At 71.0% G+C, this 21,541-nt stretch carries 21 protein-coding genes and 1 tRNA gene; 13 read left to right on the top strand and 9 right to left on the bottom strand.

Going from position 1 to position 21,541, the window contains the following annotated elements:
• The first annotated feature begins 264 nt into the window (after positions 1-264).
• From nhaA to AC5WRT_RS30760, 4 genes are all read left to right on the top strand, one after another.
• Positions 265-1,707 carry a Na+/H+ antiporter NhaA gene (gene nhaA / locus AC5WRT_RS30745; protein ID WP_496098836.1) on the top strand — a complete coding sequence of 481 codons (1,443 nt, stop codon included), beginning with the start codon at positions 265-267 and terminating at the stop codon, positions 1,705-1,707.
• Positions 1,708-1,839: 132 nt separating this feature from the next.
• Complete coding sequence (locus AC5WRT_RS30750; protein ID WP_496098835.1) at positions 1,840-2,328, top strand: phage holin family protein; 489 nt, start codon at positions 1,840-1,842, stop codon at positions 2,326-2,328.
• A complete protein-coding gene (locus AC5WRT_RS30755; protein ID WP_496098834.1) occupies positions 2,325-3,245 on the top strand; it encodes an alpha/beta fold hydrolase in 921 nt (306 codons plus the stop codon). The genes AC5WRT_RS30750 and AC5WRT_RS30755 overlap by 4 nt, the downstream gene beginning before the upstream one ends.
• Positions 3,246-3,464: 219 nt before the next feature.
• A complete protein-coding gene (locus tag AC5WRT_RS30760) occupies positions 3,465-3,644 on the top strand; it encodes a hypothetical protein (protein WP_496098833.1) in 180 nt (59 codons plus the stop codon).
• Positions 3,645-3,718: 74 nt separating this feature from the next.
• Here AC5WRT_RS30760 and AC5WRT_RS30765 read toward each other — a convergent pair whose 3' ends face one another.
• The 3 genes from AC5WRT_RS30765 to nth are packed head-to-tail and all read right to left on the bottom strand — an operon-like array spanning position 3,719 to position 6,836.
• On the bottom strand, positions 3,719-4,918 hold the full coding sequence (locus AC5WRT_RS30765) for a MarP family serine protease (protein WP_496098832.1): 1,200 nt from the start codon (positions 4,916-4,918) through the stop codon (positions 3,719-3,721).
• A 13-nt stretch (positions 4,919-4,931) separates the two neighbouring features.
• The gene (locus AC5WRT_RS30770) at positions 4,932-5,654 is read right to left on the bottom strand and encodes an NUDIX hydrolase (RefSeq protein WP_496098831.1); all 723 of its coding nucleotides are present in this window, start codon (positions 5,652-5,654) and stop codon (positions 4,932-4,934) included.
• 54 nt (positions 5,655-5,708) lie between these two features.
• A complete protein-coding gene (gene nth / locus AC5WRT_RS30775) occupies positions 5,709-6,836 on the bottom strand; it encodes an endonuclease III (protein ID WP_496098830.1) in 1,128 nt (375 codons plus the stop codon).
• 252 nt (positions 6,837-7,088) lie between these two features.
• On the opposite strand from nth, the gene AC5WRT_RS30780 reads away from it, so the two are divergent.
• Both AC5WRT_RS30780 and AC5WRT_RS30785 read left to right on the top strand, forming a co-directional pair.
• A complete protein-coding gene (locus AC5WRT_RS30780) occupies positions 7,089-7,763 on the top strand; it encodes a Crp/Fnr family transcriptional regulator (protein ID WP_023547771.1) in 675 nt (224 codons plus the stop codon).
• 142 nt (positions 7,764-7,905) lie between these two features.
• Positions 7,906-8,736 carry a nucleotidyltransferase domain-containing protein gene (locus AC5WRT_RS30785; RefSeq protein WP_496098829.1) on the top strand — a complete coding sequence of 277 codons (831 nt, stop codon included), beginning with the start codon at positions 7,906-7,908 and terminating at the stop codon, positions 8,734-8,736.
• A 248-nt stretch (positions 8,737-8,984) separates the two neighbouring features.
• Here the strand turns inward: AC5WRT_RS30785 and AC5WRT_RS30790 are convergent, their stop codons facing one another.
• The 4 genes from AC5WRT_RS30790 to sp36 all read right to left on the bottom strand — a co-directional run bounded on the left by AC5WRT_RS30790 (position 8,985) and on the right by sp36 (position 11,416).
• Entirely contained in the window at positions 8,985-9,815 is an 831-nt protein-coding gene (locus AC5WRT_RS30790) for an MBL fold metallo-hydrolase (protein WP_496095721.1), read from the bottom strand.
• Positions 9,812-10,705, bottom strand: a complete 894-nt coding sequence (locus AC5WRT_RS30795) for an NUDIX hydrolase (protein WP_496095720.1) — start codon at positions 10,703-10,705, stop codon at positions 9,812-9,814. Before AC5WRT_RS30795 ends, AC5WRT_RS30790 begins: the two co-directional genes overlap by 4 nt.
• A gap of 85 nt (positions 10,706-10,790) precedes the next feature.
• The gene (locus AC5WRT_RS30800; protein WP_496095719.1) at positions 10,791-11,255 is read right to left on the bottom strand and encodes a RidA family protein; all 465 of its coding nucleotides are present in this window, start codon (positions 11,253-11,255) and stop codon (positions 10,791-10,793) included.
• Positions 11,252-11,416 carry a Sp36 family protein gene (sp36, locus tag AC5WRT_RS30805; protein ID WP_136744038.1) on the bottom strand — a complete coding sequence of 55 codons (165 nt, stop codon included), beginning with the start codon at positions 11,414-11,416 and terminating at the stop codon, positions 11,252-11,254. The genes AC5WRT_RS30800 and sp36 overlap by 4 nt, the downstream gene beginning before the upstream one ends.
• Positions 11,417-11,558: 142 nt before the next feature.
• Between sp36 and bagA the strand changes: the two genes are divergently transcribed.
• Positions 11,559-12,536, top strand: coding sequence for an ATPase BagA (gene bagA, locus AC5WRT_RS30810; RefSeq protein WP_496095718.1), 978 nt, complete (start codon positions 11,559-11,561; stop codon positions 12,534-12,536).
• On the top strand, positions 12,533-13,891 hold the full coding sequence (gene bagB, locus AC5WRT_RS30815) for an ATPase BagB (protein ID WP_496095717.1): 1,359 nt from the start codon (positions 12,533-12,535) through the stop codon (positions 13,889-13,891). Before bagA ends, bagB begins: the two co-directional genes overlap by 4 nt.
• A gap of 648 nt (positions 13,892-14,539) precedes the next feature.
• On the opposite strand, the gene wblA is transcribed toward bagB, so the two are convergent.
• A complete protein-coding gene (gene wblA / locus AC5WRT_RS30820) occupies positions 14,540-14,878 on the bottom strand; it encodes a transcriptional regulator WblA (RefSeq protein ID WP_018547931.1) in 339 nt (112 codons plus the stop codon).
• Between the two features lie 492 nt (positions 14,879-15,370).
• Here wblA and AC5WRT_RS30825 point away from each other — a divergent pair, with 492 nt between their 5' ends.
• On the top strand, positions 15,371-17,674 hold the full coding sequence (locus AC5WRT_RS30825; protein ID WP_496095716.1) for a transglycosylase domain-containing protein: 2,304 nt from the start codon (positions 15,371-15,373) through the stop codon (positions 17,672-17,674).
• Positions 17,675-17,816: 142 nt separating this feature from the next.
• Here the strand turns inward: AC5WRT_RS30825 and AC5WRT_RS30830 are convergent, their stop codons facing one another.
• Entirely contained in the window at positions 17,817-18,284 is a 468-nt protein-coding gene (locus AC5WRT_RS30830; RefSeq protein WP_496095715.1) for a GatB/YqeY domain-containing protein, read from the bottom strand.
• Positions 18,285-18,399: 115 nt separating this feature from the next.
• Between AC5WRT_RS30830 and AC5WRT_RS30835 the strand changes: the two genes are divergently transcribed.
• The 4 genes from AC5WRT_RS30835 (at position 18,400) to AC5WRT_RS30850 (ending at position 21,492) form a co-directional block, all read left to right on the top strand.
• Positions 18,400-19,326: a metallophosphoesterase gene (locus AC5WRT_RS30835; RefSeq protein ID WP_496095714.1), complete on the top strand. Its 927-nt coding sequence runs from the start codon at positions 18,400-18,402 to the stop codon at positions 19,324-19,326.
• Positions 19,327-19,652: 326 nt separating this feature from the next.
• On the top strand, positions 19,653-20,429 hold the full coding sequence (locus tag AC5WRT_RS30840; protein WP_496095713.1) for a Pr6Pr family membrane protein: 777 nt from the start codon (positions 19,653-19,655) through the stop codon (positions 20,427-20,429).
• A 65-nt stretch (positions 20,430-20,494) separates the two neighbouring features.
• Positions 20,495-20,568, top strand: a tRNA-Pro gene (locus AC5WRT_RS30845).
• A 243-nt stretch (positions 20,569-20,811) separates the two neighbouring features.
• Positions 20,812-21,492 carry a DUF488 family protein, N3 subclade gene (locus AC5WRT_RS30850; RefSeq protein ID WP_496095666.1) on the top strand — a complete coding sequence of 227 codons (681 nt, stop codon included), beginning with the start codon at positions 20,812-20,814 and terminating at the stop codon, positions 21,490-21,492.
• Positions 21,493-21,541: the final 49 nt, after the last annotated feature.

Here is a 21,541-nt window from a genome sequence, read left to right on the forward strand (position 1 = left end):
GGCGCCCGGCGAGGACTGAGGGGTTTCGTTCGGATCAGCCCGGGTCCCACCTGATCCGAACGAAACCCCCCTCGGCGCAACGGCGGCACAAGGGCGCCCGGTGTCACCACCGGGCGCCCTCCTTTCGTTCGGATTCCCCACGCTCCGCGTCAAAATCTGGTAAAGTGGCTGGTTCAGGGTGTGCCGGGAAGTCTGGTCGGCGACGCCGTCGACGACCGCGCGCGACGGCGTGATCATCGCCGTACCGACCCGGAGGTCCCCGCCGTGGCCGCGCCCAGCACCCGCAGAGCCCCCCGTAAGGCCCTCGGGCGCCTGTCCCTGCCCGAGCGTGCCTTCGTCGCGGACGCGCTGCGGACCGAGACCGTGGGCGGTGTCCTGCTGCTCCTCGCCACCGTGGCGGCGCTGGTCTGGGCGAACCTCCCCGCACTGCACGACAGCTACGAGTCCGTCAGCCACTTCCGCTTCGGCCCGGATGCGCTCGGCCTGCGACTGTCCGTGGCGCACTGGGCCGCCGACGGCCTGCTCGCGGTGTTCTTCTTCGTCGCCGGCATCGAGCTCAAGCGGGAGCTGGTCGCCGGTGATCTGCGCGAGCCCAGCGCGGCCGCCCTGCCCGTGGTGGCCGCGCTGTGCGGGATGGCCGTACCGGCGCTCGTCTACACGGTCACCAACCTCACCGGGCACGGCTCGGAGCAGGGCTGGGCGGTGCCCACCGCCACCGACATCGCGTTCGCGCTCGCCGTCCTCGCGGTCATCGGCACCTCTCTGCCCAGTGCGCTGCGGGCCTTCCTGCTCACCCTCGCGGTGGTCGACGACCTCTTCGCCATCCTGATCATCGCGATCTTCTTCACCGGCCGACTGAACTTCGTCGCACTCGGCGGGGCCGCCGCCGCTCTGATGGTGTTCTGGCTGCTGCTGCGCAAGGGCGTAAAGGGCTGGTACGTGTACCTGCCGCTCGCGGTGGTGATCTGGGCGCTGATGTACAACAGCGGCGTGCACGCCACCATCGCCGGTGTGGCGATGGGCCTGATGCTGCGCTGCACCACTCGGGAGGGTGAGCAGCACTCGCCGGGCGAGCACGTCGAGCACCTGGTGCGGCCCCTGTCCGCCGGGCTCGCCGTGCCGATGTTCGCGCTGTTCAGCGCGGGGGTCGCGATCTCCGGTGGGGCGCTCGGAGACGTGTTCACCACACCGCAGACGCTGGGCGTGGTGCTGGGGCTCGTGCTCGGCAAGACGATCGGCATCTTCGGCGGCGCCTGGCTGACCGTCCGCTTCACCCGCGCCTCCCTCAGCGAGGACCTCGCGTGGGCGGACGTCTTCGCGGTGGCCTGCCTCGCCGGCATCGGCTTCACCGTCTCCCTGCTCATCGGCGAACTCGCCTTCGCCGGCGACGCCGTCCTCACCGACGAGGTCAAGGCGTCCGTCCTCGTCGGCTCGCTCGTCGCGGCGACGTGCGCGGCGGTGCTGCTGAAGATGCGCAACGCCAAGTACCGCAGGCTGTGCGAGGAGGAGGAGCGCGACGAGGACCTCGACGGCATCCCGGACGTCTACGAACGGGACGACCCCGCCCGTCACCTCCGCATGGCCGAGATCCACGAGCGCAAGGCCGCCGAACACCGCCGGATCGCCGCCGAGAAGGCCGCGGCGGCGCGCCACGGGCTTCAGGAAGTACCGGGCGGGGCAGGCGAGGAGGACGACCGTCCGGCATGATCTGACGAGACGGTACAAAACAAGACGGCCACACCGGCGGGCCCGCCGGCCGCGTACGACGGCACGCGCACGACGTCACGACGGCTCGGCACGGGTACGCCACGGCACAACAGACCTCTGAGGGAGAACGCGATGAGCGCACCCGACGGCAGCCCGGTCGGCGCCGAACGCAGCATCGGCCAGCTGTTCGCCTCGGCGACGACCGAATTGTCGGCGCTGGTGCACGACGAGATCGCCCTGGCCAAGGCGCAGCTGAAGCAGGACGTCAAGCGCGGTGCGACCAGCGGCGGCGCGTTCACGGCGGCCCTGGTACTGATCGTCTTCTCGCTCCCGATGCTCAACTTCGCCCTCGCCTACGGCATCCGGACCTGGAGTGGCTGGAACCTGGCGATCTGCTTCGTGCTCTCCTTCGCCGCGAACGTGCTCGTCGCCGGCCTCCTCGCCCTGATCGGCGTGGTGTTCGCGAAGAAGGCCAAGAAGGGCAAGGGCACGCAGAAGGTGGCCGCCTCGATGAAGGAGACGGCGAACGTCCTGCAGCACGCCAAGCCGCACCCGCGCGCGGCACTGCCCGAGGACCGGGCCCCCGCGGCCATCGAGGCTGTGGCACGCTCACAGTCATGACGGAACCCGCCCCCTCGGCCGTACGGATCGAAGGCCCCTGGCTGCACAGGGACGTCGCCGCCAACGGCGCCCGCTTCCACATCGCCGAACTCGGCGACGGTCCGCTGGTGCTGCTGCTGCACGGCTTCCCGCAGTTCTGGTGGGCCTGGCGGCACCAGTTGGTCGCGCTCGCGGACGCGGGCTACCGGGCGGTGGCGATGGACCTGCGGGGCGTCGGTGGCAGCGACCGCACGCCCCGCGGATACGACCCCGCGAACCTCGCGCTCGACGTCACCGGCGTGATCCGCTCGCTCGGGGAGCCGGACGCGGCGGTGGTCGGCCACGACCTGGGCGGCTACCTGGCCTGGACGGCAGCGGCGATGCGGCCCAAGCTCGTCCGGCGGCTCGCCGTGGTGTCCATGCCACATCCCCGGCGCTGGCGGGCGGCGATGCTGCGGGACGCCCGGCAGACGGCCGCCAACTCCTACATCTGGGGCTTCCAGCGGCCGTGGATTCCGGAGCGCCAACTCACCGCGGACGGCGGTGCGCTGGTGGCCCGGCTCATCCGGGACTGGTCCGGGCCGCGGCAGCCGGAGGACAAGGCGCTGGAGACCTACCAGCGCGCCATGTGCATCCCGTCCACCGCGCACTGTGCGATCGAGCCGTACCGCTGGCTGGTGCGCTCGCTGGCCCGCCCGGACGGCATCCAGTTCAACCGCCGGATGAAGCGCCCGGTACGGGTGCCCACGCTGCATCTGCACGGCTCACTGGACCCCGTGACGCGCACGCGCAGCGCGGCCGGTTCGGGTGAGTACGTCGAAGCGCCGTACCGCTGGCGGCTGTTCGACGGCCTCGGTCACTTCCCGCACGAGGAGGACCCGGCGGCGTTCTCCACGGAACTGGTCAACTGGCTGAAGGATCCCGAGCCGGACCGGTGACGAACACCGGAGGGGACACACGCCGGTGAGCGACACCCGGATCCGGCGAAGTTCACCCGTACCGGTGACGTGTGCCGGTGACCGTACGATGCCGGTTCGACGCGAGGAGTATCCGGTTCCTGAACAGTTGTCCCCCGAACGGCCACATGCCCGCCGCATAGGCCAATTGGACGGCGCTCAGGCGGTTATCGACCTTCGGTCAGGGGCACACGTCCGGGTATGGGCTGGACGCACGACTACAGTGACGCACCCCGCAACCGCCGCTCCGCCGGGGGTCTGAGCACGTCGCGGCGCGGCAACGCGCAACTCGCGGAAGGAGACCTCCGCGTGGGCATTCCGCGCATTCTGCGCCGCCGGGCCCGCTGGGTCTCGGTGCGTCTGCGTCACCCGCGCGGCTGAGTCCCCCTCCGGACATTCCCCTCCGGACGCTCCCCTCCTGAGGAGCCGCCTCCCCAGGTCGCCGGGCTCACCGGTCACAGGGCGCAGCTGTCCGTACCCACCTGCTCGTTCGCCGCCCGCCCCTGGGCGATGTCGGGCCGGATCTCGTCCGCCGTGAGGGCGTAACCGGTCTCGGCGTCGTCGAGGGACTTGGCGAACACCACGCCGTAGACCCGGCCGTCGGGGGTGAGCAGCGGGCCACCCGAGTTGCCCTGGCGCACGGTCGTGTAGAGCGAGTAGACGTCGCGGCGCACGGTGCCTCGGTGGTAGATGTCCGGTCCGTTGGCCGTGATGCGCCCGCGCACGCGCGCGGCACGCACGTCGTACGAGCCGTTCTCCGGGAAGCCCGCGACGATCGCCCCGTCCCCGCCGGCCGCGTCCTGGCCGGAGAACCGCAGGGCCTTCGCCTTCAGGTCCGGTACGTCCAGTACGGCGATGTCACGCTTCCAGTCGTACAGGACGACCTTGGCCTCGTACTTGCGGCCCTCGCCGCCTATCTGCACCGTGGGCGCGTCGACGCCGCCGACGACATGCGCGTTGGTCATGACCCTGCGGTCGGCGAACACGAAGCCGGTGCCCTCCAGCACCTTGCCGCAGCTCTGGGCGGTGCCGGTGACCTTGACGATGGAACGCTCGGCGCGCACGGCGACCGGGCTGTTCGCGAGCGCCGGGTCGGGCGGCTGGACGTCCTTGATCGGCTCGTTGGCGAACGGGCTGAAGACCTGCGGGAAGCCGTTCTGCGCGAGGACGGAGGAGAAGTCCGCGAACCAGGTGTCGGCCTGCGCGGGCAGCGCCCGGGAGACGCCGAGGAGCACCTTGGAGCCGCGGACCTCCCGGCCGAGCGTCGGCAGGGTGGTGCCGGCGAGGGCGGAACCGATCAGCCAGGCCACCAGCAGCATGGCGACGACGTTGACCAGGGCGCCGCCGGTGGCGTCCAGGGCGCGGGCCGGGGACCAGGTGATGTACCGGCGCAGCTTGTTGCCGAGATGGGTGGTCAGGGCCTGGCCGACGGAGGCGCAGACGATGACGACGACCACGGCGACCACGGCTGCGGTGGTGCCGACGTCCGCGTTACCGGTCACGGCGTCCCAGATCACGGGCAGCGTGTAGACGGCGACGAGGCCGCCGCCCAGGAACCCGATCACCGACAGGATGCCGACGACGAAGCCCTGGCGGTAGCCGACGACCGCGAACCACACGGCCGCGACCAGCAACAGGATGTCCAGCACGTTCACGGAGGACACCCTGTCATGCGCGCCAGTCCAGCGGGACCTGCTTCTCTCTGTCCCAGGGACGCTCCCAGCCCGCGTAGTGCAGCAGGCGGTCGATCACCCCGGCCGTGAAACCCCAGACCAGAGCCGATTCGACCAGAAATGCCGGGCCCCTGTGGCCGCTGGGGTGCACGGTGGTCGCGCGGTTGGCGGGATCCGTGAGATCCGCCACGGGGACCGTGAACACCCGCGCCGTCTCGTTCGGGTCGACGACGCCGACCGGGCTGGGCTCGCGCCACCAGCCGAGCACCGGCGTGACGACGAAACCGCTGACCGGGATGTACAGGGCGGGCAGCACACCGAAGAGCTGCACGCCGGACGGATCGAGGCCGGTCTCCTCCTGGGCCTCGCGCAGCGCGGCTCTGAGCGGTCCGTCGGTGTGCGGGTCACCGTCCTCGGGGTCGAGCGCGCCGCCCGGGAAGGACGGCTGCCCCGCGTGCGAGCGCAGGGAACCGGCCCGCTCCATCAGCAGCAGCTCCGGGCCGCGCGCGCCCTCGCCGAACAGGATCAGCACGGCCGACTTGCGGCCCGAGCCGTTCTTCGGCGGCAGGAAGCGGCTCAGCTGGAGCGGCTCGACCGTCTCGGCGGCCCGGACCACCGGCGCCAGCCACTGCGGCAGTCCCTCCTGGCTCAACATCACCTGCCCACGCGCCGCCCCACGCGCCACCGCACCGCCCCGCGTCTCACTGGCCCTCGTCATCGCCACCCCCGTCGCTCTGTCCGTCCAACGTCCGAGGACCCCGAGATCGTTCCGTCACGCGGCCCCCAGGGGCGGGGCCGGCCTGCCACCCGCGTCGAGATAGTCCTGCGGGGGCTTGAGCCGCTGGCCGGGGAAGCCGCCCTTCTCGTACTTCAGCAGCTTCTTCGCCTTCTCCGGGTCGGTCTCTCCCTCGCCGTAGGCCGGGCACAGCGGGGCGATCGGGCAGGCGCCGCAGGCGGGCCTGCGGGCGTGGCAGATGCGGCGGCCGTGCCAGATCACGTGGTGGGACAGGTCGGTCCACTCGCTCTTCGGGAACAGCGCGCCGACGGCGGCCTCGATCTTGTCCGGGTCGCTCTCGTCGGTCCACTTCCAGCGCCTGACCAGCCGCTGGAAGTGGGTGTCCACGGTGATTCCGGGCCGGCCGAAGGCGTTGCCGAGCACGACGAACGCGGTCTTGCGGCCGACGCCGGGCAGCTTGACCAGGTCCTCCAGCCTGCCGGGCACCTCGCCGCCGAAGTCCTCCACGAGGGCCTTGGAGAGCCCTGTGACCGACTTGGTCTTGGCGCGGAAGAACCCGCAGGGACGCAGGATCTCCTCGACCTCCTCCGGGTTGGCGGCGGCCAGGTCCTCGGGGGCCGGGTACTTCGCGAAGAGCGCCGGGGTCGTCTGGTTGACCCGCAGGTCGGTCGTCTGGGCCGACAGCACGGTGGCGACCAGCAGCTGGAAGGGGTTCTCGAAGTCCAGCTCGGGGTGGGCGTACGGGTACACCTCGGCGAGCTCGCGGTTGATGCGGCGGGCCCTGCGGACCAGGGCGGTACGGGACTCGTCACCCGGCGGCCGCACGGTGATCTTCTTGGCCGGCGCCGCCTTCGTCACGGCCACGCTCTCCCCGGTCGCCACGACCTTCTTGACCGGGGAGACCTTCTTCGCGGAGGTGGCCTTCTTCGCCGGGGCCGTTCTCTTGGCGGTGGCGGCCTTCTTCGCCGGGGCAGCCTTCCTGCCCTGGGCCGACTCGGCCGAGGCGGTCCTCCTGGCCGGCTTTGCCTTCTCGGCCGCCGTGGACTTCTTGGCCGCCGCCGTCTTCTCGACCGAACCCGAGGTTGCCTTTTTTGCCGTTTTTCCGGTTTTCCCATCACCGCCGGAGCTGTGTTCGCCCACAGCGGAATCGCGACGTACAACCACGCGCTAAGCCCCCTTGGCCTGTGCTCTCACCGGCGATTTGGACACCCGGCCAGCCTAGAGCCCGACACCGACATCCGCCCCGGACCCCGGGGATCGGTCCCCGATTGGACCCCTGACGCTTACCTCGGGACACCTGTGCGGCATCCTTGTGACAGATCACACTGTTTGGACCGTCCGGCAAAATGGGGAACACGGTCCCCTGGCACTCGGGGGAGCAAGATCCCCTGAGCAGGTCGACAAGGAGAGAACTCAGTGGACGACGTTCTGCGGCGCAACCCGCTCTTCGCGGCTCTCGACGACGAGCAGGCCGCGGAGCTTCGCGCCTCCATGAGCGAGGTGACCCTCGCACGCGGCGACTCCCTCTTCCACGAGGGCGATCCCGGCGACCGGCTGTACGTCGTCACCGAGGGCAAGGTCAAGCTGCACCGCACCTCCCCCGACGGCCGCGAGAACATGCTCGCCGTCGTCGGCCCCAGTGAGCTGATCGGCGAGCTGTCGCTGTTCGACCCGGGCCCGCGTACGGCGACCGCGACCGCGCTGACCGAGGTCAAGCTGCTCGGCCTCGGCCACGGCGACCTCCAGCCCTGGCTGAACGCCCGGCCCGAGGTGGCCGGTGCCCTGCTGCGCGCCGTCGCGCGCCGTCTGCGCAAGACCAACGACGCCATGTCCGACCTGGTCTTCTCCGATGTCCCCGGCCGTGTGGCCCGCGCCCTGCTGGACCTGTCGCGCCGCTTCGGCGTGCAGTCCGAGGAGGGCATCCACGTCGTCCACGACCTCACCCAGGAGGAGCTGGCCCAGCTGGTCGGCGCCTCGCGCGAGACCGTGAACAAGGCGCTGGCGGACTTCGCGCAGCGCGGTTGGCTGCGCCTCGAGGCGCGGGCGGTCATCCTGCTGGACGTGGAGAGGCTGGCCAAGCGGTCGCGCTGACGCCCGCCTCCGCCGCACGTCGCCGTCCGACCCCGGGGTCCGCTTCTCGCGAGCGTGCCCCGCTGTCGTCGCCGCCGCCCCGGTGCCGGCGCCGCGCCGAAAATGTGCCGCATCCCGGCCTCACAACGGTCACAGTTGGCCCATGGCTGAGACGATCCGCCGTCCCGGGCTCGACGACCAGGGCTTCATCGCGCGCGAAGGCTCCCTCGCGCGCGTGCCCGGCGTGTTCCGTCCGGTCGTGGCCGCGGCGCGCGACCGGCTGCTGGACGCCTTCGGGCCACGGCTGCACAGCGCCTACCTCTACGGCTCGGTCCCGCGCGGTACCGCGCGCGTGGGCCGCAGCGACCTGGACCTGCTGGTCGCTCTCCGGGACGAGCCGGCCGACGCCGACCGCGACGCCGCAAGGGCGCTCGGTGCGGCCGTCGACCGGGAGTTCGGGCAGATCGACGGCGTCGGCACGCTGCTGTACGGACGGGACCGGCTGCTGAGCGAGCGGGAGCGGTACGACCTTGGGTGGTTCGTGGCCTGTCTGTGCACCCCACTGCTCGGCGAGGACCTCGCCGAGTACCTGCCGCGCTACCGCCCCGACTCCCTGCTCGCCCGCGAGACCAACGGCGACCTGGCGCTGTGGCTGCTCCGCTGGCGGGAGCGGATCGCGGACGCCGAGGACACCGAGGAGGCCCGGCGGCCGCTGGTGCGCTTCATGTCCCGGCACCTCGTCCGCACGGGCTTCACCCTCGTCATGCCCCGCTGGAACGGCTGGACGAGCGACCTGCGCGAGATGGCCGAGGTCTGCGGCTCCTACTACCCCGAGCGGGCCGAACAGCTGCGTACGGCGGCACGGTACGGCCGTGAGCCCGTCGGCGACGCCGGGGTGCTGCGGTCGTACGTGGACGACCTGGGGCCCTGGCTCGCCGGCGAGTACGCGCGCGTGCACGGCGTGAAGGCTCCCAGACCGAGTGGGCCGTGCTAGGGCGTGTTTCGAAAGTAGCGTCGTCCGCCCGGAGGGCGGGGTCCGCGGCGTCTGGTGCGGTGCATCGCAAGGCGGAGGGTCGTCCTCGTACCGGGCGTACGCGGACGATCCCGACAACGCGGCGAGGTGCCGTGCCAGGCGTCGCGGACCAGACGGGACTTTCGAAACACGCCCTAGTGCCGCAACAGGCAACGTTCGCCCCGTCGCGACGCCCGGCCCTTGACGGGCAAACGTTGCCTGCCGCGGCACTAGATCAGCCCGTGCTCGCTCAGGTAGTCCAGCTGGGCCCGTACCGACAGTTCCGCCGCAGGCCACAGGGAGCGGTCCACATCGGCGTAGACGTGGGCGACCACCTCCGTGGGGGTGCGGTAGCCGTCCTCCACCGCCGTCTCCACCTGGGCGAGCCGGTGGGCGCGGTGGGCGAGGTAGAACTCGACGGCGCCCTGGGCGTCCTCCAGGACCGGCCCGTGGCCCGGCAGCACCGTGTGCACGCCGTCGTCCACCGTCAGGGACCGCAGGCGGCGCAGGGAGTCCAGATAGTCGCCCAGGCGGCCGTCGGGGTGTGCCACGACGGTGGTGCCGCGTCCGAGGATGGTGTCACCGGTCAGCACCGCCCGGTCGGCCGGGAGGTGGAAGCACAGCGAGTCCGCGGTGTGCCCGGGCGTCGGTACGACCCGCAGCTCCAGGCCGCCGACGGTGATCACGTCCCCGGCTGCCAGGCCCTCGTCGCCCAGGCGCAGCGCCGGATCGAGGGCACGCACGCGCGTGCCGGTCAGTTCCGCGAAGCGGGCCGCGCCCTCGGCGTGGTCGGGGTGGCCGTGGGTGAGCAGGGTCAGGGCTATGCGCCGGCCCGCCTTCTCGGCGGTGTCCACGACGGTGCGCAGATGGCCGTCGTCCAGTGGGCCCGGGTCGATCACCACGGCGAGATCGGAGTCGGGCTCGGCGACGATCCAGGTGTTGGTGCCGTCCAGGGTCATCGCGGAGGCGTTGGGGGCGAGGACGTTCACGGCCCGTTCGGTGGCCGGGCCGGAGAGCACCTGGCCGCGCGGCTGGCCGGGCAGCGTGCTGGCTTCCGTCATGCGGGGCCTCCGCCCGTCGTCTCGGCGCCCGTCGGAACCGTCGGGATGTGCTTGGTGAACTCCTCGTGCCCCGGCCAGGACAGGACGATCTGGCCGTCCTGGAGGCGGGCGCGGGCCAGCACCGGCGTCATGTCGCGCCCGGGAGCGGCCGCGAGCGTCTCGTCGGCGGAGGCGTACGGGAGCAGCTGGCGCAGGGTGGCGACGGTGGGCGGCATCATGAGCAGCTCGCCCTTGTCGTACCGGGCGGCAGCCTCGGCGGGGCGGATCCACACCGTGCGGTCGGCCTCCGTGGAGGCGTTCCGGGTGCGCTGGCCCCGGGGCAGCGCGGCCACGAAGAACCAGGTGTCGTAGCGGCGGGACTCGAACTCAGGGGTGATCCAGCGGGTCCAGGCGCCCAGCAGGTCGGAGCGCAGCACCAGCCCGCGCCGGTGGAGGAACTCGGCGAAGGACAGCTCGCGCGCGACCAGTGCCGCACGGTCGGCCTCCCAGTCCTGCCCGGTGGTGTCGCCCACGACCGAGTCCGCGTCGGGCCCGGCGAGCAGCACGCCGGCCTCCTCGTACGTCTCTCGTACGGCCGCGCAGACGACGGCCTGGGCGCCGGGCTCGTCGACGCCGAGCCGCTCGGCCCACCACGTGCGCGTGGGACCCGCCCAGCGCACCAGACGGTCGTCGTCGCGCGGGTCGACGCCGCCTCCGGGATACGCGTACGCGCCTCCGGCGAAGGCCATGGAGGCCCGTCTGCGCAGCATGTGGACCGCGGGACCGTCCGGCGTGTCCTTCAGGAGCAGCACCGTGGCCGCGCGCCGGGGGGACACCGGGGTGAGGGTGCCGGCCGCGAGCGCGCGGATGCGGTCGGGCCACTCCGGGGGGTACCACTGACCGTTCGCCATGGCCGGAGGCTATCCCGCGCAGGGCGAATGTTCGAGAGGTGGCCGAGATCAGCGCGGCATGGGCGGGTGCAGCGGCCTCGGTGGTCTACGGGGCGAGTTCCACCTGGATCTCGACCTCGACCGGCGCGTCCAGCGGCAGCACCGCGACACCGACGGCACTGCGCGCGTGCACGCCCTTGTCCCCGAGGACCTCGCCGAGCAGTTCGCTGGCGCCGTTGACGACACCCGGCTGACCGGTGAAGTCGGCCGCGGAGGCGACGAAGCCGACGACCTTCACCACGCGCGCGATGCGGTCCAGGTCGCCGGTGACGGACTTCACCGCGGCGAGCGCGTTCAGCGCGCAGATCCGGGCCAGGTCCTTGGCCTCTTCGGCGGTGACCTCGGCACCCACCTTGCCGGTGACCGGCAGCCTGCCCTCGACCATGGGGAGCTGGCCGGCGGTGTAGACGTAGGCGCCGGACTGCACGGCCGGCTGGTACGCGGCCAACGGCGGTACGACCTCCGGCAGGGTCAGCCCCAGCTCGGCCAGCTTGGCCTCCACCGCGCTCATGCCTGCTTCTCCCGCTTCAGGTAGGCCACGAGCTGCTCGGGGTTGTTGGGCCCGGGCACGACCTGGACGAGTTCCCAGCCGTCCTCGCCCCAGGTGTCCAGGATCTGCTTCGTGGCGTGGACGAGCAGCGGCACGGTGGCGTATTCCCACTTCTTGGTCATGGGGCCGACTGTATCCGCTGTGGCCGGTGGGGCCTGCGGCCGACCGGCGGGGAGGTTGTCCACAGGCCGCGCGGCCGGTTGTGACCCTCGTTATCCACAGCCTCCCGCGTGAGTGTCGAGCGGACTGGTTAGTCTCGAAGATGTGAGCAGGCTCCAGGTCGTCAGCGGCAAGGGCGGGACCGGAAAGACGACGGTCGCCGCCGCACTGGCGCTGGCCCTCGCGACCGAGGGGAAGCGGGCGCTTCTCGTGGAGGTCGAGGGCCGGCAGGGCATCGCCCAGCTCTTCGAGACGGAGGCGTTGCCGTACGAAGAGCGGAAGATCGCGGTCGCTCCGGGCGGTGGCGAGGTGTACGCCCTGGCCATAGACGCCGAACTGGCCCTTCTGGACTACCTCCAGATGTTCTACAAGCTCGGGGGCGCGGGCCGGGCCCTGAAGAAGCTGGGCGCGATCGACTTCGCCACCACGATCGCACCGGGCATCCGGGACGTCCTGCTGACCGGCAAGGCGTGCGAGGCCGTGCGCCGCAAGGACCGCTCCGGCAGGTTCGTGTACGACTACGTCGTCATGGACGCCCCGCCGACGGGCCGCATCACCCGCTTCCTGAACGTGAACGACGAGGTGGCGGGCCTGGCGAAGATCGGTCCGATACACAATCAGGCACAGGCCGTGATGCGGGTGCTGAAGTCGCCGGAGACGGCGGTGCACCTGGTGACGCTGCTGGAGGAGATGCCGGTCCAGGAGACCGCCGACGGCATCGCCGAACTGCGGGCGGCACGGCTGCCGGTGGGCCGCGTCATCGTGAACATGGTGCGGCCCGAGGTGTTGGACGCGGCCGACCTGGAACTCGTACGGACCGTGGACCGTTCCTCCGTCGCACAGGCGCTCTCGGCCGCGGGGCTCGGCGGGGCCCGGCGCGGCGGTAACGCGGAGAAGCTGGTGGACCCGCTGCTGGAGGAGGCGGCGGAGTACGCCGAGCGGTACGCGCTGGAGCAGGAGCAGCGCGCGGTCCTCGGCGAGCTGGGCCTGCCGCTGGGCGAACTGCCCCTGCTCGCCGAGGGCATGGACCTGGCGGGCCTGTACGAACTCGCCACCGAGCTGCGGAAGCAGGGGTTGACATGAGTCCGAACCCGGCCGAGGCATCCGAGACGGCAGTGACGGCCGAGGGACGGGAGAAGCCCCACGGCCTCTCCCCCGCGCGCGTGCTGGACGTCGATCCGCTGCTGGACGACCCCGAGACCCGGATCGTGGTGTGCTGCGGCTCGGGCGGCGTCGGCAAGACGACCACCGCCGCGGCTCTCGGACTCCGGGCGGCCGAGCGGGGCCGCAAGGTGGTCGTGCTCACCATCGACCCGGCCCGTCGGCTGGCCCAGTCGATGGGCATCGACTCCCTCGACAACGTCCCGCGCCGGGTGAAGGGCACCGAGGGCGAGGGCGAACTGCACGCCATGATGCTCGACATGAAGCGCACCTTCGACGAGGTCGTGGAGGCGCACGCGGATCCGGAGCGGGCGGCCGCGATCCTGGCGAATCCCTTCTACCAGTCGCTCTCGGCGGGCTTCGCGGGCACGCAGGAGTACATGGCGATGGAGAAGCTCGGCCAGCTGCGGGCCAGGGACGAGTGGGACCTGATCGTCGTCGACACCCCGCCGTCCCGCTCGGCGCTGGACTTCCTGGACGCGCCGAAGCGCCTGGGCTCCTTCCTGGACGGACGGCTGATCCGCCTGCTGACCGCTCCGGCCAAGCTCGGCGGGCGCGCGGGCATGGCCTTCCTCAACGTCGGCATGTCGATGATGACCGGCACACTCGGCAAGCTGCTGGGCGGCCAGTTGCTGAAGGACGTCCAGACGTTCGTGGCCGCCATGGACACCACCTTCGGCGGCTTCCGTACACGCGCGGACGCCACCTACAAGCTCCTCCAGGCGCCCGGTACGGCGTTTCTGGTGGTCGCGGCGCCGGAGCGGGACGCGCTGCGGGAGGCCGCGTACTTCGTGGAGCGGCTGGCCGCGGAGAAGATGCCGCTGGTGGGCCTGGTGCTGAACCGGGTCCACGGCAGCGGCGCCGGGCGGCTGTCGGCCGAGCGGTCCCTCGCCGCCGCCGAAAATCTTGAGGACCCCCGCATTGTGGATCAGGGGGGCGGGAAAGCTGGACTTCGTAACTCTCCCGACACATACGGCAGTTCGCGATCTCCCGCATCCGAGACCGCAACCGACGCCCCTGCTTCCGACGAAGGCTCCCCCGCCGACACGAAGCGCCCCGTCGACCGGCTCACCGCGGGACTGCTGCGACTGCACGCCGATCGCATGCAGCTGCTCTGGCGCGAGCGGCGCACGCGTGACCGTTTCACCGCCCGTCACCCCGAGGTGGCGGTCGTGGAAGTACCCGCGCTGCCCGGCGACGTACACGACCTCACGGGCCTGCGCGACATCGGTGCCCGTCTGGCAGCGGGTGCGACAGGGCGGACGGAACTGCCGTAGCGCGGGCATGGGCCGATGCCGGGGCGGCCGGCAGGCGGCGGCTGCGCGTGGCTGCCGCCGACGGCTACCGGAGGGCGTGCGGGACGGTTTGCGCGGTCCGGGACGGGCCGGGCGGCCGTGGGCGCCACGGGCTTGCGCGGCGCCGCGTGTGATGAAGTCGTCCGCGCCCCGAGGTAAGTCGTACACGCCGGGGTGATGGCGACACACTCGCGGCGATCGTCTGCGCGCGGTGACGGTCCTGGGTGGGGGGTGGCAGGTGCGGGCGGCGACGCCGGCATGTGCTCGAGCCGTGGTCGCCGCAGACGGCTGGACGAACCCCTCGGCCTCCGGGGCGCCCTTCGCCGCTGTGCGGCCGCGCGCCGCAGCCTGAGCGCAGGCGCAGACCGAACCGCGAGCGGCACTGTCAGTCGACGGTGCGCCGATCAACCGAGCGTTGCAAGGCCGGTCACGACGTCCCCAGGCGTGGGCCAGACCGGCGCTTCTCTCACCTCACCGCGTCGCGCGCCTCGGCGATCGTCCGCTCGGCGTCCCCGGATCCGTTTCTGCCCGGCCCGCTTGCCGTGGCCCACGCCCGAATCTTCACGGTGGCGTGGCCGGGCCGGGGTCCTGTGTCCGGGGAATGTGCCGGAGGGAACGCCCGCAAGTCCCTCAGCTCACGGCCGCGTAGTTCTCGTACACCTCGTCGTTGTCGAGAGGCACGATGCCCGCTCCGCGCTCGTACTCCGAGCGAGCGGTCTCCAGCAGCCTGCGCCAGGAGGTAACGGTGGGCCGACGGCGCAGCAGTGCGCGGCGCTCCCGCTCCGTCATGCCTCCCCACACGCCGAACTCGACGCGGTTGTCCAGCGCGTCGGCGAGGCACTCGGTGCGTACCGGGCATCCGGTGCACACCGCCTTGGCCCTGTTCTGCGCTGCTCCCTGAACGAACAGTTCATCCGGATCGGTAGTGCGGCAGGCAGCCTGCGCACTCCAGTCGGTAACCCAGCCCATACCGGCGCCGTCCTCTCCCGAATCGAGGCTCCCCCACGGCGGCAGCGGCATATTCACCGCCGCCAGTTGAGGACGTTACGGAAGGTGGGCACAGCGCAACACCCCCTTCGGGCCCAATCTTGAATGGCCCGAACGGACTATGGGTTAACGGCAGATCACCCGCGGGAGTGAGCTGACGACATGCGCGACCATCCCGGCAAACCGGGACAGCTGTGGTGCGCCACAACGGGCGCCGGGTGACACACGAGGCGGATTCGGACACGCCGCCCTCGGAGGTCGGCCACGCCCCCGCGTGAGAAAACGGGGTACACCCGGAACGATTCGGGGTCGCCGGACGTATTGATACGTGACCGCACTGCTGTGACAGTTGAGAGCAGCTTAGGCCAAGGCCTGTGTGCGTGTCCGGCGAATGGGAACGCGGGCATCCCGCTTTGCCGTGCTGTGACGCGGCCGCCCTTCGGAACGCTCAGACGTACGGATTAGGCTGCCCCCATGGCAAAGAAGCGCTCGGGTGGTGGTCTGTCGCCAACGCAGCAGGCCGCCAAGTTCCTCGGTGTCAGTGTGCTCGCCGGAGCCGTGATGGCGGGCATCGCGCTGCCCGCGGCCGGCGCGCTGGGCCTTGCCGCCAAGGGGTCGGTCCAGAGCTTCGACGAGATCCCGGCCAACCTCAAGAGCCCTCAGCTCAGTCAGCGCACGACAATCCTGGACAACCAGGGCAATCAGATCGCGAGCGTCTACTCCCGCGACCGTACGGTGGTGAACCTCAAGGACATCTCGCCGTACATGCAGAAGGCGATCGTCGCGATCGAGGACGCGCGCTTCTACCAGCACGGCGCGATCGACCTCAAGGGGGTGCTGCGCGCCCTGAACAAGAACGCGCAGGAAGGCGGCGTCGCCCAGGGCGCCTCCACGCTCACCCAGCAGTTGGTGAAGAACTACTTCATCGAGGAGGCCGGCGACGACCCGACGAAGGTCGCCGAGGCCACCCAGCAGACCCTGGGCCGCAAGATCAAGGAACTGAAGTACGCGATCCAGATCGAGGAGAAGCTCGGCAAGAAGAAGATCCTCGAGAACTACCTGAACATCACCTTCTTCGGCGAGCAGGCCTACGGCGTCGAGGCCGCCTCCCAGCGCTACTTCTCCAAGCACGCCAAGGACCTGAACCTCCAGGAAGCGGCGCTGCTGGCCGGCATAGTGCAGTCCCCGAGCCGGTACGACCCGGTCAACGACGAGGCGGAGGCCCTCAAGCGGCGCAACGTCGTGCTCCAGCGGATGGCGGACGTCGGTGACATCTCGCAGCAGGAGGCCGACCAGGCCAAGGAGAAGCCCCTCGGGCTGCACCCGAGCCAGCCCAAGAACGGCTGCATCACCGCGGTCAAGGGCGCCGGCTTCTTCTGCGACTACGTCCGCGACGTCGTCCTGAACGACCCGGTCTTCGGCAAGACCAAGGAGGCCCGGGCGAAGCTGTGGAACCAGGGCGGTCTGACGATCCGCACGACGCTGGACCCGCAGGCGCAGGAATCGGTGGAAGCGTCCATCAGGCAGCACGTCTACAAGTCCGACCCCGTGGCGACGGCCGCGACCGTCGTCGAGCCCGGCACCGGCAAGATCCTCGCCATGGGCCAGTCCCGCCCGTACGGCTTCGGCAAGGACGAGACGCAGATAAACCTCTCCGTCAACTCGGACATGGGCGGCGGCGCGGGCTACCAGCCCGGTTCGACGTTCAAGCCGATCGTCGCCGCGGCCGCGATCGAGGGCGGCAAGCCCGCGACGCAGCAGTACCCGTCGCCGTACGAGATGACCTACCCGAGTCCCGTGCAGGCGTGCGACGGCAAGGTCTGGCGCAACGACCCGAACAACCCGGCCAAGGTGGCGAACGAGAACCAGTCCGAGCGCGGCCCGATGGGCATGAAGGAGGCGACCGCCAAGTCGGTCAACACCTACTACGTGCAGCTCATCAGCGACATCGGCATCTGCCCGGTCATCGACATGGCCAAGAAGATGGGCGTGCAGCGCGCGGACGGCCGGACGATGGACCAGTCCCCCTCCCTCGCGCTCGGCGCCCAGGAGATGTCGCCGCTGACGATGGCGAACGCGTACGCCACCTTCGCCTCGCGCGGCATGTACTGCACCCCGATCGCCATCGAGTCGATCACTCGGAGGACCGGCACCGAGGAGAAGTCCCTGGACGTGCCGCGCTCGACCTGCTCGCGCGCGATGTCGCAGAAGACGGCGGACACCGTCACCACCCTGCTCAAGGGCGTGGTCGAGGACGGTACGGGCCGGCAGGCCGGTCTCGGCGACCGCCCGAGCGCGGGCAAGACGGGCACGACCGACGAGCGCTTCGCGGCCTGGTTCGTCGGCTTCACCCCGAACATGGCCGGCGCGGTCTGGGTCGGCGACCCGCAGCACAAGCGGCACATGGTCAACATCACGATCGGCGGCGTCCCGCACGACAAGGTCTACGGCGGCGAGGTCCCCGGCCCGATCTGGCGCGACATGATGACCGGCGCGCTGAGCGGCAAGCCCGTCGAGGACTTCCACCTGGTCGACATCCCCGACGCCAAGAACAAGGGGGACGGCCGGGGAAAAGGCCCAGGCGGGGTCAACGGCGGGACAAACGGGGGTAACACGGGATGGATCGGCGGACTGACGGGCGGGGGAACGACAGCCGGCGGCACAACGGGTGACACGACCGGCGGCGCCTTCCCGACCCCGACCATCTCCCTCCCGGGCAACTTCATCCAGGGACAGAGCAACGGCGGGAACAAGGGGACCGGGGGCCGGTGGGGCTAGGGGGTTTCGTTCGGATCAGCCCGGGTCCGCGACGCCGGGCTAGGGGTTTCGCCTCCCGGCCACGTGAGTACGGCGGCGGGGCCGCACCCGGGTTCAGGGTGCGGCCCCGCCGCCGTACGTTCCTGATGTGCGCGGCCGGAGCTCAGCCCTGGAGCAGCTTCTTGACCGCGGCGGCGACGCGACCGCCCTCGGCCTGGCCGGCCACCTTCGGGTTCACGATCTTCATGACGGCGCCCATGGCCTTCGGCCCCTCGGCACCGGCCGCCTTCGCCTCTTCCACGGCCTGGGCGACGATCGCGTTCAGCTCGTCGTCGGACAGTTGCTTGGGCAGGTAGTGGGCGAGCACCTCGCCCTCCGCCTTCTCCCGCTCGGCCTGCTCGGCGCGGCCGCCCTGTGCGAAGGCATCGGCCGCCTCACGGCGCTTCTTCGCCTCGCGGGTGATCACCTTGAGGACCTCGTCGTCGGAGAGTTCCCGCTTCTCCTTGCCCGCGACCTCCTCCTTGGTGATCGCGGCGAGCGTCAGCCGGAGCGTCGAGGAGCGGAGCTCGTCGCGCTCCTTGATCGCGGCGTTGAGGTCGTCGTGCAGCTTCGACTTGAGCGTGGTGGTCATGCCGTCGATTGTCGCAGGTGTGCCGGTGTGAACGCCCGCTGATTTGAAGGAGGCCGGCGATTCGGGAAGGGTCGGCCGGTCTCGCCGTACCGCCGGGGTCTGACACGATGGAGGCATGCGCGCGCGATACGGAGTACCCCTGGGAATCATGGCGGCAGGCGCCGCCGGTCTGGCGTACGCGGCGGGCTTCGAGGTCCGCTCCTTCCGCCTCCGACGGGTGACGGTCCCGGTCCTGCCGCCTGGCATGCGGCCGCTGCGCGTGCTCCAGGTCTCCGACATCCACATGGTGAGCGGCCACCGCAAGAAGCAGCGGTGGCTGCAGTCGCTGGCAGGCCTGCGCCCGGACTTCGTGATCAACACGGGCGACAACCTCTCGGACCCCGAGGGCGTCCCCGACGTCCTCGACGCGCTCGGCCCGCTGATGGAGTTCCCGGGCGCCTACGTCTTCGGCTCCAACGACTACTACGGCCCCCGACTGCGCAACCCCGCCCGCTACTTGCTGGAGAGGACGAGCGGCCGCCACGGCCTGAACGGCAACCCGCCGGCCGTCGGCGTCGTCCACAACCCGTGGGAGGACCTGCGTGACGGTTTCGACGCGGCCGGCTGGCTGAACCTGACGAACACGCGGGGCGTCCTGAAGGTCGAGGGCGCCTCGATCGAGCTGACGGGCCTCGACGACCCGCACATCAAGCGCGACCGCTACGCCCGGGTGGCGGGCGGTCCGTCGAAGACCTACGACTTCTCGATAGGCGTGGTGCACGCACCGTACCTGCGGGTGCTGGACGCGTACACGGCGGACGGCTACCCCCTGATCCTGGCCGGCCACACCCATGGCGGCCAGCTGTGCATTCCCTTCTACGGCGCGCTGGTCACCAACTGCGACCTGGACACGGACCGCGTGAAGGGCCTGTCCGCGCACACGTCGGCCGGCCGAACCTCCTACCTCCACGTCTCGGCGGGCTGCGGCACGAACCGCTACACGCCGGTGCGGTTCGCCTGCCCGCCGGAGGCGACCTTGTTGACGTTGGTGGGGAGGGAATAGGGAACGAGGGGGGACTCAGGGGGCAGGCCTGGACGCCCCGGGCGGGGCCGGAGGCGGGACCTGTACCGGGGCGGACAGAGGCCGGCGCGCGGAGGCCGGGGCCAGGGGCACCGGGCCCTGGGAACCGGACCGGGGAGTCATGAAGACCTCGGGCGACATCGGGGCCGGGACCGGCGGCGGGAGCCAGGCGTTCGGGCCAGGACCGGCGGCCGAAGCCAGGCATTCGGGCCAGGACCGGCGGCCGAAGCCGACCTGGGGACCGGTGCCGTAACCCACCCGGACTAGGCCGGATAGCCGCTCTCCTCGCCCGCTCCTAGCGTGAGGACATGACCGCCTCGATGCCGCCGATACCCCCGCTACCCAGGGAAATCCCCGACCTGCCCGCGGTCCCGGGCCCGCCCCTCCTGGTGCCCTCCCCCGTCCCGGCCACGGCGGTGGTGGCGCCGGTCCGCCGCCCCGTGGTCGCCCTGTTCCGCCTCCTGACCGCCCTGGTCGCCGCAGCCGGCGTGGCCCTGGAACTCCTGCTCGGCGCCCCGTCCCGTGTCCTGAGCTACTTCGGTGTCCAGACCGGCATCCTGCTGGCCGTCGTCATGCTCATGTCGGCGTCGAGGGCCTGGCGTGCCCGCCGCCCCGTTCCCTCGACCGTGGCAGGCGCCACACTCCTCTACGTCGTGGTCTCGGCGCTCACCTACCACCTGCTCCTGGCCCACACGACACCGCCGTTCTCCATGACCGGCGCGACGACGGTCCCGGAGCGCTGGCACGGCTCGTGGGCGACCCTGCAGATCCTGCACACGCTGACGCCGGCGGCAGCCGTCCTGGACTGGCTGCTCCTCACCCCCGCGGCCCGCCTGCACCTGAGCCAGGCGGCCACCTGGCTCCTCTACCCCCTGGCCTACCTGGCCTTCTACCTGATCCGAGCCGCGCTCCTCGCCCCCACGAACCCCGCCCGCTACCTCTATCCCTTCCTGGACGCCGCCACCCACGGCTACCGCAGCACCCTGGCGAACGCCCTCCTCCTGGGCCTCGCCATGTACGCCCTGGCCGTCCTCCTCGTGGCCCTGGACCACACCCGCCCAACCCCGGTCCGCCGCCGCGTCTAAACCGGATTTCGTCTACAGCCACCAGTGGGCTAAAGTAAACGTCGTCGCCGCGAGAGCAGCGACATCGGGGTGTAGCGCAGCTTGGCAGCGCGCTTCGTTCGGGACGAAGAGGTCGTGGGTTCAAATCCCGCCACCCCGACGCCGTAGTACCAGGTCAGGGCCACCTACTAGTCACTAGTAGGTGGCCCTGACGGGTTTCTGGAGATCGTTTGGGAGAAACCTGGGAGAAGATCTTGGTCGGCTTCTCCCAGAGGGTGCCCGGTGAGGCTGCATGGAGTGCGACAGCTGAGGGCACTCGGACCTGCGCGTTCGCGAATCCGGCCCTGTGACTGGCCGGGAACACCATGCCCGCCCGCCTCAACCGCCATTAGGATCACGACACATGGCAGGCCATCACTCAGCGCGTCCTCACGACCACGCTCGCGCGCTCGCCCAGCGAGTGCGGGCTCTGCGGGAAGCCCGTGGGTGGTCGCGGGAGCGGCTCGCCAAGGAAGCCTGCATCAACACCAGGACGCTGGCCCGCCTGGAGGGCGAGGGAGCGATCCAGCCAGGTTTCTTCACCGTCGGCGCGGTCGCAGAGGCCCTTGAGGTCTCCCTGGATGATCTGTTCCGCGAGACCCACGTCACCCCCGGCCTGTGGTCCGCCGGATACGAAGGCCGGGACATCGACTCATTCGTCGCCTCACTCCTCGATAGCCGTATCGATGTAGTGGCGGACGTCCGGCTGACGCCGATCAGCCGCAAGAAAGGCTTCAGCAAGACCCGCCTCGGACAGGCACTTGCCGAGGCCGGCATCGAGTACACCCACCTTCGCGGCCTGGGGAATCCCAAGGAGAACCGGGCGCCGTTCTGGGACGGCCGCTTGGACGTGGGCCGGGCCCGCTTCCGTGATGTGCTGCGGTCCGAGGAGGCGCAGGCCGATCTCGGCCGCCTGGCAGAGCACGCTCAGCAGTCACGGGTCGCGGTGTTGTGCTTCGAGAAGGACGAGAGCCGCTGCCACCGGCAGGTCGTCCTGGAGACGGTCCGCGAGCGGGCCGCCGTGCCCGTGATCCCCCTGGCCTGACTTCACCCCTCGACCCTGCACGCGCCCTTGCCAGTGGCGCATGCCTCTC

Source organism: Streptomyces sp. NTD91 (genome assembly GCF_059510455.1).

Bases quoted from the DNA above. Each gene is read 5' to 3' on its own strand.
- AC5WRT_RS30750 (WP_496098835.1), top strand. From the start codon at position 1,840: ATGAGCGCACCCGACGGCAGCCCGGTCGGCGCCGAACGCAGCATCGGC.
- AC5WRT_RS30755 (WP_496098834.1), top strand. From the start codon at position 2,325: ATGACGGAACCCGCCCCCTCGGCCGTACGGATCGAAGGCCCCTGGCTG.
- AC5WRT_RS30760 (WP_496098833.1), top strand. From the start codon at position 3,465: ATGGGCTGGACGCACGACTACAGTGACGCACCCCGCAACCGCCGCTCC.
- AC5WRT_RS30770 (WP_496098831.1), bottom strand. From the start codon at position 5,654: ATGACGAGGGCCAGTGAGACGCGGGGCGGTGCGGTGGCGCGTGGGGCG.
- AC5WRT_RS30785 (WP_496098829.1), top strand. From the start codon at position 7,906: ATGGCTGAGACGATCCGCCGTCCCGGGCTCGACGACCAGGGCTTCATC.
- AC5WRT_RS30790 (WP_496095721.1), bottom strand. From the start codon at position 9,815: ATGACGGAAGCCAGCACGCTGCCCGGCCAGCCGCGCGGCCAGGTGCTC.
- AC5WRT_RS30795 (WP_496095720.1), bottom strand. From the start codon at position 10,705: ATGGCGAACGGTCAGTGGTACCCCCCGGAGTGGCCCGACCGCATCCGC.
- AC5WRT_RS30800 (WP_496095719.1), bottom strand. From the start codon at position 11,255: ATGAGCGCGGTGGAGGCCAAGCTGGCCGAGCTGGGGCTGACCCTGCCG.
- sp36 (WP_136744038.1), bottom strand. From the start codon at position 11,416: ATGACCAAGAAGTGGGAATACGCCACCGTGCCGCTGCTCGTCCACGCC.
- bagB (WP_496095717.1), top strand. From the start codon at position 12,533: ATGAGTCCGAACCCGGCCGAGGCATCCGAGACGGCAGTGACGGCCGAG.
- wblA (WP_018547931.1), bottom strand. From the start codon at position 14,878: ATGGGCTGGGTTACCGACTGGAGTGCGCAGGCTGCCTGCCGCACTACC.
- AC5WRT_RS30825 (WP_496095716.1), top strand. From the start codon at position 15,371: ATGGCAAAGAAGCGCTCGGGTGGTGGTCTGTCGCCAACGCAGCAGGCC.
- AC5WRT_RS30830 (WP_496095715.1), bottom strand. From the start codon at position 18,284: ATGACCACCACGCTCAAGTCGAAGCTGCACGACGACCTCAACGCCGCG.
- AC5WRT_RS30835 (WP_496095714.1), top strand. From the start codon at position 18,400: ATGCGCGCGCGATACGGAGTACCCCTGGGAATCATGGCGGCAGGCGCC.
- AC5WRT_RS30840 (WP_496095713.1), top strand. From the start codon at position 19,653: ATGACCGCCTCGATGCCGCCGATACCCCCGCTACCCAGGGAAATCCCC.
- AC5WRT_RS30850 (WP_496095666.1), top strand. From the start codon at position 20,812: ATGGCAGGCCATCACTCAGCGCGTCCTCACGACCACGCTCGCGCGCTC.